Source organism: Metasolibacillus meyeri (assembly GCF_003049505.1).
GTDB classification, from domain to species: Bacteria; Bacillota; Bacilli; order Bacillales_A; family Planococcaceae; genus Metasolibacillus; species Metasolibacillus meyeri.
In genome coordinates, this window is the sequence record NZ_PYWN01000146.1 from 1 (window position 1) to 8547 (window position 8547).

11 protein-coding genes and 1 pseudogene are annotated in these 8547 nt (G+C 37.3%); 5 read left to right on the plus strand and 7 right to left on the minus strand.

Annotation, left to right across the window (positions count from 1 at the left end):
• Positions 1-126 precede the first annotated feature (126 nt).
• On the minus strand, positions 127-1071 hold the full coding sequence (locus C9J34_RS17985; RefSeq protein ID WP_107841561.1) for a DUF1963 domain-containing protein: 945 nt from the start codon (positions 1069-1071) through the stop codon (positions 127-129).
• Positions 1072-1160: 89 nt separating this feature from the next.
• On the opposite strand from C9J34_RS17985, the gene C9J34_RS17990 reads away from it, so the two are divergent.
• The 3 genes from C9J34_RS17990 (at position 1161) to C9J34_RS18000 (ending at position 2328) form a co-directional block, all read left to right on the plus strand.
• Positions 1161-1421 (plus strand): hypothetical protein, encoded by a 261-nt coding sequence (locus tag C9J34_RS17990; protein WP_107841562.1) that lies wholly within the window; start codon positions 1161-1163, stop codon positions 1419-1421.
• Positions 1418-1795, plus strand: a complete 378-nt coding sequence (locus tag C9J34_RS17995; RefSeq protein WP_107841563.1) for a hypothetical protein — start codon at positions 1418-1420, stop codon at positions 1793-1795. The genes C9J34_RS17990 and C9J34_RS17995 overlap by 4 nt, the downstream gene beginning before the upstream one ends.
• Before the next feature lie 95 nt (positions 1796-1890).
• Positions 1891-2328 carry an ASCH domain-containing protein gene (locus tag C9J34_RS18000; RefSeq protein ID WP_107841564.1) on the plus strand — a complete coding sequence of 146 codons (438 nt, stop codon included), beginning with the start codon at positions 1891-1893 and terminating at the stop codon, positions 2326-2328.
• A gap of 42 nt (positions 2329-2370) precedes the next feature.
• Here the strand turns inward: C9J34_RS18000 and C9J34_RS18005 are convergent, their stop codons facing one another.
• Both C9J34_RS18005 and C9J34_RS18010 read right to left on the minus strand, forming a co-directional pair.
• Positions 2371-2742: an SMI1/KNR4 family protein gene (locus tag C9J34_RS18005; RefSeq protein WP_107841565.1), complete on the minus strand. Its 372-nt coding sequence runs from the start codon at positions 2740-2742 to the stop codon at positions 2371-2373.
• Positions 2743-2872: 130 nt separating this feature from the next.
• Positions 2873-3544: an MOSC domain-containing protein gene (locus C9J34_RS18010; protein ID WP_420799139.1), complete on the minus strand. Its 672-nt coding sequence runs from the start codon at positions 3542-3544 to the stop codon at positions 2873-2875.
• A gap of 143 nt (positions 3545-3687) precedes the next feature.
• Between C9J34_RS18010 and C9J34_RS18015 the strand changes: the two genes are divergently transcribed.
• Positions 3688-4143 (plus strand): NUDIX hydrolase, encoded by a 456-nt coding sequence (locus tag C9J34_RS18015; RefSeq protein ID WP_107841567.1) that lies wholly within the window; start codon positions 3688-3690, stop codon positions 4141-4143.
• Positions 4144-4166: 23 nt separating this feature from the next.
• Positions 4167-4655, plus strand: coding sequence for a GNAT family N-acetyltransferase (locus tag C9J34_RS18020; RefSeq protein WP_107841568.1), 489 nt, complete (start codon positions 4167-4169; stop codon positions 4653-4655).
• 174 nt (positions 4656-4829) lie between these two features.
• Here the strand turns inward: C9J34_RS18020 and C9J34_RS18025 are convergent, their stop codons facing one another.
• From C9J34_RS18025 to C9J34_RS22465, 4 genes and pseudogenes are all read right to left on the minus strand, one after another.
• Complete coding sequence (locus C9J34_RS18025; RefSeq protein ID WP_107841569.1) at positions 4830-5774, minus strand: bile acid:sodium symporter family protein; 945 nt, start codon at positions 5772-5774, stop codon at positions 4830-4832.
• Positions 5775-5784: 10 nt separating this feature from the next.
• A pseudogene (locus C9J34_RS18030) lies at positions 5785-7155 on the minus strand (FAD-binding oxidoreductase).
• 150 nt (positions 7156-7305) lie between these two features.
• The gene (locus C9J34_RS18035) at positions 7306-8079 is read right to left on the minus strand and encodes a class B sortase (protein ID WP_107841570.1); all 774 of its coding nucleotides are present in this window, start codon (positions 8077-8079) and stop codon (positions 7306-7308) included.
• 24 nt (positions 8080-8103) lie between these two features.
• Positions 8104-8547, minus strand: a 444-nt coding sequence (locus C9J34_RS22465) for an LPXTG cell wall anchor domain-containing protein (protein ID WP_238600703.1), incomplete at its 5' end; no start/stop codon positions are given.

Genomic DNA, 8547 nt, shown 5'->3' on the forward strand with positions numbered 1-8547 from the left:
TTTCACTCACTATTTTGAAGTAGGGGTCTTACAGCCTGTTAATACGGGATAAAAAGGGCGCGTCTGAAAGTAAATTTGAGACACGCTCTTTAACTTTCGTGCAAAACTACGATCACTAAAGATGCGTTAGCTCGTTGCTAAATTAAGGTAAGTATTATTAAAGCGTCCTTCTTTTAAATCCTCAACATCAATTAAAAATTCAAGATACCCTGCATCCCACCAGCACATATTCACCTCATTCAAGGATGATAAAGAGAATAATACTTGCCAATTTTTTGCGGCTTGTTGATGCTGTTCTTCACGTTCCTTATATTGTCGCAAAAGTGGCAGCACTTCTTTCGCAAGATGCTCGGCATATTGATTGCGCCCATCTCTTAATGATTCTGCTGCCTCCTGCTCGACTCTTTCTGGTGTTTTATACGTATTAAATAATAGCTCCCCCATCCCATTGCGACATAAATATGCATCAAGCTGTGTTTCGCCTGCCCATGTTTGTAGTTCTCCAGCAAGCGCATCACTAACATCACATACTTCTGTATAGATGTCTTCATGCTCCTCTAACAGAACATCCGAATCTTCTCCTAAATCTGGCAATGATAAATGAGGATGCCATGTAATTTTGTGACAAACAAATTCGCGCTCATCAGCATTTACTTCTTCTATTCCTTCAGGTAACTTTGCCAAAGCTAAACTTGTTAAATCACCATTATAATAAATGACTTGATGATCAATATTATAGGCTGGCTCATCTAATCCTAAAAAGAAATACAATATCCCTGTTGCTGGCCAATGCTTTGAAGGTAAAAATGGTAACTCACTTAAATTAATTTGTGCCAAAAAAGTATATGCTTCTCCATCCGCAGTGCATGGCCATTTAATAGAAGATGGTAAATCAGGTCGTCCTGCTATACGACTATTCCCCACTTGCTCATAATTTTCCTCACTAGCAAGTTCAAAGCGCAGTGCAACTTTAGCATATTCCATCAATAATGCTTCTAACTCTTTATCTTCCACAATATCATACTTATTCAAAACATCCGTAATCGCTTGTTTACGCCAAACCTCTCGCATCATAACTCTCCCCTTTGTATAATCATATTTTTTCCAGTTTAACATATTCCGTTTATGATGATACAGTTAACTAAAAGGAGGTTTGGATAATGGGAAAAATCATTGAAATCTTCAACCTACCATTTGACGATGTACAAGAAATTGCTTATGAAATAGTAGAGCCTATGTATGACAATACAGAAATACCTATTTTTGAAGGTACAGCTTATTTTGTTGCTTACACAATCTACGGCGTAAGAATAGAAATTGCAGAGGGAGATAGCCGCTTCTTCATCATTAAAGAGCTCTTGGCAATCGACCTCTCTCTACATGAAAACAAACCACTTTACGTAAGGAGCTGTAGCATATGAGCATTGTACAAATTAAAATTGACAATGATAACAATACATTAAAATATATTGCACTTATTCGAAAATTTAATGCTGCACTCTCGATTAATACAATTAAAAGTGCAATCGAAGGTCAAAATTATGTCATTAGTCATGATTTATATGCTTACGATGTTGCAGATGGGTTGATCGGAATCAATCACACTGCTCGCTTTAGACAGCTATTAACAGATTTAATGGCTGTAGGTGCAAAGCTTCATATTTATTGTGATGATGAGCTATGTACTTTAAAATATTTAGACAATAGGATTACAGCGCTGCAAGAAATTGCAGATGAATTACAACGAGAAACAGATAGAGCTTTGGGCGAAGTTGATGATTATTTAACAACTTAGCTTTAATAATTTCAATTTTTATGAAAATATCAGCGGAGTGCCTCTTATTTGTCGTAGCAGTAAAGTAGCTCAGCAGAAATAAAGGAGAATTGTTTATGAACCGAACTCAACTTTTTTGGGAAGAATTTTGCCAAGCTAATAATTTACAAGGTATTAAATACACAGATGCCTTTCAATTTGGCGTAGAGGCAGATTGGTTAGCAGATTTAGTTTGCCAAGGTAAGAAAACCGCTACAACTTCAGGTCATATTTTTTATGAGCTTGAAAATGAAGAATTACCACAAGTTGGACAATATTCGATTGTCTTGAACAGTCAGAATCAACCTGTTGCTATCATTGAAGTTCAATCTGTTGAAGTTTTGCCTATGAATGAAGTGACAGAGGATTTTGCTTTAGCTGAGGGCGAAGGTGATTATCAATATTGGTGGGACGCCCATGTTCATTTCTTTACTCCACTTTTACAACAATATGACTTACAATTCTCACCTAATCTGCTTGTCGTTTGTGAACGATTTAAAAAAGTTTTCCCCTAAAATGCTTAAAAGCCCTCGCTTTTGGCGAAGGCTTTTTACCAATTATTCATTTCTCCATGGGTTCCCCTCATCACTATTCAACCATGAAAGAAAATAATCTGTTACATCATTTTCATTAGGAACACCATATCCATCACTAACTAATTGAAAATGAACAGCCTCTTGCTCAGCCTTCATTAAAAGGTGATAGCCTCCATTGTCATTGCCAACTGAAACATATCCAGGCGCAAAAATTTGGACTTCATAGGTTTTATTCATCTCGACTAAATCCTCTGTTGAATATAGTGTAGCCAAATTGCCAAGTACTCCATTGGATACACATAGAAGCTCCCTATATACTTTAGGTAACACAATTTGCAGCTCTTGTTCAACCTGTTGAATTTCTCCTACTGTTGCTGGGTCATACAATTCCATAACCCACGCTTTTGAATAAAGCTCTGTCCTAATTATTTCTACCTCCCAAATGCAATATGTTATGTCGTTTCACAACAAATATAAGATAAAAATTGGAGAACATTTATCAAGTTCTCCAAACTTTTTAGCCCTATTTTACTGCGCGGCTTTGTAACACTTGAATTCTTTTCTCCAACTTCTGTTTCCACTCATCTGCAAGTGCATCTACAGCTAAAATACGTTGCATTGCGTCAGCATCTTTATTTTCGAAATAAATCTCGTTGCAATACAATATAGAAATATGTGCTGGGTCCTTTGCAATCAGCTCAATTGGCGAGTCTGCATAAATCATTCCTTCCTCTAGCACACGTGCAAGAAAACCTGTATAACCAGTTTCAATTAAACGCTTCAATAAAGTATTCGCCTCTGTATATTTATCAATTGTGCTACACGGAACACGTCCCTGTGTAATTTGAATAACTACATCACCGATTTTATAAATATCGCCAATACAAACATTAGCTTCTATCATATTGGTTACAGTTAAATTTTCACCGAATGTTGCTGTTGGCAATGTTTTGCCAAGCTCCTGCTGCCACTGCGCATAATGCTCCAAAGGATATAAACAAACGGCTCGATCAGGCCCACCGTGATGCTTCTTATCCGCTACGTCATCTCCATCAAAGCCGCTCTTTGCCAAATAGACACTTGCTACTTGTTGCTTGTTAATTCCTGTAATCATGGAGCGCCCCTCGCCATAATACAATTCTTTCGGCATTCCTACAGCAAGCGTATGAATTATCGCTCTATTATTGTCCAACATAATCCCCCCACTCTATCATCCTTTTGATACTTATTTAGTTTACTACATGCGATACTTGACCAGCAATCTTGCTGTAGCCTATTTGGTAATAGATGATATAATTTTAATTATTAAGGAGATTTTTTAAATCATCGGAGGTTAATATGAACTATATTCAATACATACGTCAATATGTTGGCACAAAGCCGATTATTGCTCCGGGCTCAGCCATTATTGTGTTAAACGACAACAATGAAATGTTGCTACAATTGCGCTCAGACACAAATGATTGGGGGCTGCCTGGTGGCGGAATGGAGTTAGGGGATAGCTTTGAGGAAACGGCTCAAAAAGAGTTGTTTGAGGAAACTGGATTAATTGCGCACGAATTGAAGTTGGTAGGCTTAGCTTCTGGAAAAGAGCTATACTATCAATTTTCACATGGTGATGAAATTTATAATGCTACTGCCATTTTTCAAGCAACTACTGTAACAGGTACACTCAAAATAGATAAGGAAAGCAAAGATTTACAATATTTCTCTTTGAACCAACTTCCAAAGTTAAATTACACAACAGTGAAATTACTTGAAAAGATTGGGTATATTCCGACTGATATAGTTTAAATTTAGAAAGGCTGTGAATAAAAATGTTTACGGTACGAGATTTTTCAAATCATGAACTGGATTTTCTAACAGATATGCTATATGAATCTATACATATTCCTGAAAATAAACCCGAGAAAATGGCATTACTAAATTTACCTCATCTCAAAAAATATCATGAGAACTGGGGAAGAATAGGGGATACGGCCTTAATCGCTTTAGACTCACATAATCAGGCAATGGGCGCTGTTTGGTATAGATTATTTAATGAAGCAAATAAGGGATATGGCTATGTAGATAGCAACATACCCGAATTAGGAATAGCCATTTGCCAAGAAGCAAGAGGGTTGGGTCTAGGCACATTACTGATGCAAAGTATTATGCAAAAAGCAAGGCAAGATGGATATACATCCATTTCTCTAAGTGTAGATCCCGAAAACCATACTGCAGTTCATTTATATAAGAAATTAGATTTTGAAGATTTCGGTATTTCAGGAACATCCATTACAATGATAAAGCGATTTTACGAATAGTACGTTATGTTGTACTTAGTATTTTCACCACTAAATGTTTTCGAGTTTCCTAATTTAAAAGTGATGATTCGCACGTTCAACATGGCAATTCGCCTAAAAAACTAGAGCCATCTGAAAAGATAATATCTTTTTAGACGGCTCCTTCTACTATACATATAAGTTAATTTATCCTTTTTATTTGACATCCTTTTTAGCAACCGGCTTATTTGCCCAAATTGTTGCGAGGATGGGTCCTGAAATATTATGCCAGATTGCCCCCCAAACACTCGGAAGTGCAGCTAGTGGGCTGAAGTGAGCCGTTGCTAAGGCAACACCTAAACCTGAGTTTTGCATCCCTACTTCAAGTGAAATCGCTCTGCGGTCATTTTCATCAAGTTTCATGATGAGAGCTACTGCATATCCTAGCAATAGTCCTAAGCTATTATGTAAGAATACAGCAACGAATACAAGGACTCCTGATGTTACAACGTTCGCAGCATTGGCAGCTGTAACGGCTGTAACAATAATTAAAATCGCTACTACAGATATTAAGGGCACAACCATAACACTTTTTGCAACTGCGGTTGGGAAGAAGCGTTGTACTAGAAAACCTAGTAAAATCGGAAGAATAATCACTTGAATAATAGACATAAACATCGCCATAGGGTCAACTGGCAGCCATTGACCTGCTAAAAGATACAGCAGTAAAGGTGTCATAAGTGGCGCAAGCATCGTTGACAAAGAAGTCATTGCTACAGATAAGGCAACATTCCCTTTTGCTAAATAAACCATGACGTTAGATGCTGTCCCCCCTGGCACAGAGCCTAATAAAACAAGCCCTGCCGCCAGCTCTGGAGGTAGCTTCATTACATATGCAAGTCCAAAAGCACCTAGAGGCATAATCGTATATTGTCCAAGTATTCCAAGAATTACTGGTAAAGGTCTTGAAAACACTAATTTGAAATCAACAGGCTTTAACGTTAGCCCCATTCCGAACGTAACAACCCCAAGTAAAATTGGAATATATCCACCAAAACCAACAAAAGCCGAAGGAAAAATAAAAGCAATAACAGCAGCAATTATAACTAAAACAGCAAAATATTTACCGGAAAAGACACTTATTTTCTCTAATATTTTCATTTCTTTCCCCTCAATCAATATCTACAATTTTCGTAGGATTTAGTATATTATTTGGATCTAACGCTTTTTTTATTTGTATCATCACATCGAGTGCCGCACCATGCTCTTCACGCTGGTAAGGCTTTTTGCCAACACCTACGCCATGTTCACCTGTGCAAGTTCCACCACGTGCTAACGCATAGCGAACTACTTTTTCATTAAATTGTTTGGCTTTTTTGAGTTCCTCTTCATTGTCCATATCAATCATAATCAATGAATGAAAATTGCCATCACCAACATGCCCTAATAACCCACCCGGAATATTCAGTTTATTTAATTCCCCACGTGCATAAATTACGGAATTTGCTAATTCTGAAATGGGTACAGCTACATCTGTTAACATCATTTTTTTACCAACATAATCATGAATGTAAGCATATTCCAAATTATGTCACGCTTCCCATAACTGATTGCGAGCTGCATTATCCGATTCAGAAATGAAATTATCACATTCATGGTCCTCCATAATTTCCTTTGTAAATGCTACATCCGCTTGTAAGCCTGCTTCATTTCCATGGAACTCTAGGAAAAGTGTTGGTTTAACAGGGTAAGCTGTTCCACTAAATTTATTTAGTTGCATAATAGAAGCTTCATCAACAAATTCTACCCTTGCAATTGGAATACCTGCGTGCAAAATGGAAGTAACGGCTTGTATTGCATTTGTCAGGCTTGTAAAGGTTGCACGAGCTGCCACAATATGCTCTGGTATGCCATAAACTTGAAGCGTTAGTTCTGTAAAGCAGCCTAGCGTTCCTTCAGAGCCAACAAAAAGACCATTCAAATGATAACCAGAAGCGGATTTCGCTGCTAAATTACCTGTATGTATCACGCTGCCATCTGCAAGCACTACTTCCATATCTCGCACTTGATCTCGCATAACGCCATATTTTACGGTTGTCGTACCACTAGCATTTGTCGCCGCCATGCCACCAAACGTCGCATTTGCACCAGGGTCTACTGAGAAAAAGAGACCATACTTTTTTAATTCTTTATTGAGCTGCTCTCTCGTAACACCTGGCTGAACCTTTACTAATAAATCACCTTCCTTTATTTCAAGCACCTTATTCATTAATGAAAAATCCACCGTAATCCCATTTTGATAAGGAATGACATGCCCTTCTAAGCTAGAGCCAACTCCAAAAGGTGTTACTGGTGTTTTAAATCGTTGTGCGACTTTCATAATATGGCTAACATCTTCTGTTGATTTAGGAAAAACAACGAGATCAGGTAGACTTGTTTGATGATATGTTTCATCTTTACTATGTAGTTCTTTAATTGTTTGGTTTGTAGAAATTTGTTCTTCTGCTAATTTTTCTTTTAATGCTTGAATTACATTTTCCATCTTCACTGCCCCTCTCCACAAAATAGTTACCACTATTTTGAATACATACTAATTATAATAATTTTCTGATTAATTAAATAATTCTGATTTTTTAGATTTTCATCATACAAAAAGCACGCCCTCTAGGAGAACGTGCTATAATTTCATTCATCATTTACGCGTTTTGGCAACCACTGCTAACCGACCGTTTTCAGTTGAGTATTCACATGTAGACAGAACAATCAACTTGTCTCCATATTGTGCAGTCACTCCTGTATCGTACAGTGCAAGTTGTTTAATATTTTGAATATATGAATCAAATTCGTCAGGTGTTTTTATTTGCTCAATCTGATAATACTTAAAAACGTCATCTGTTTGGTTATACACCCTCGATAAAATAACAGCAACGATTTCATATTCTTCCTGCTCATAAAGAGAGCTAAACTGGAATGTCCTATGTTCCTTATAGAAATTTTCCCTCTTATACTTTTCTAAATCCGCAAACATTGAACCACTTTTCATATGATGTCCATGAATAAGTAAAATATTTGAACCATCTATGTCGCTATGTTCATCCAAAAAAGGGAGCCCGTTGATGTTATTCTCTTTATCAAAGCCATGATTCAGATAATAGTGCGTATCCTGTTGATTGTGCATAATTGGGTAATCGATACGAGTGTTGTCTATTGTTAGCCACCCGATAATATCTGAATTTCGCTGATAAAGCTCTTGAAATCCAGGTAGCATAGTTCGCTTCTGCACTTCTAGATAAACAGGCGCAAGTTTTCCCTCATCCATATCATCTGCTTTATAGCGTATTTCTGCCAATTCTTTTATTTGCTGATTTTCAGTATAATTTTGTAAGTGCATTTTTGTCAGTATAACTAGCGAATATACGAGCAAAATTGTGAAAAAGGCGATAAGAAATTTTTTTACGTTCATCATTTTCTTACCGCCTTTCTCATTTAATTAAATGTGTTTTTTCTTCTTATTACCAAACAATAGGAAGCCTAGCATGATGAGAGACATAAGGGCCAAAGCCATATAGAAGATTGGCGGCATGCTATTGTCTCCTGTTTTTGGAACATTATCTAGTTTACTATCTTTGTTTGCTCCGTTGTTGGTTTGATTGTTACTATTAGCATTGGCTTGAAGATTATTATTAGCATTCGGCTTGTTACCCGGTGCTTTCGTATTATTTTGCGAACTAGGCGTGTCGCTAGGTTCTTCAGAATTATCTTCTAAACCAGGGTCGCTTCCGGGATTACTTGGTGTTCCTTGGTTGACCGGATTTTCTGGGTTACCTGGTGTTCCAGGATTGCTCGGATTTTCTGGGTTACCTGGTGTTCCGGGATTACTCGGATTTTCTGGATTACCTGGTGTTCCTGGGTTGACCGGATTTTCTGGATTACC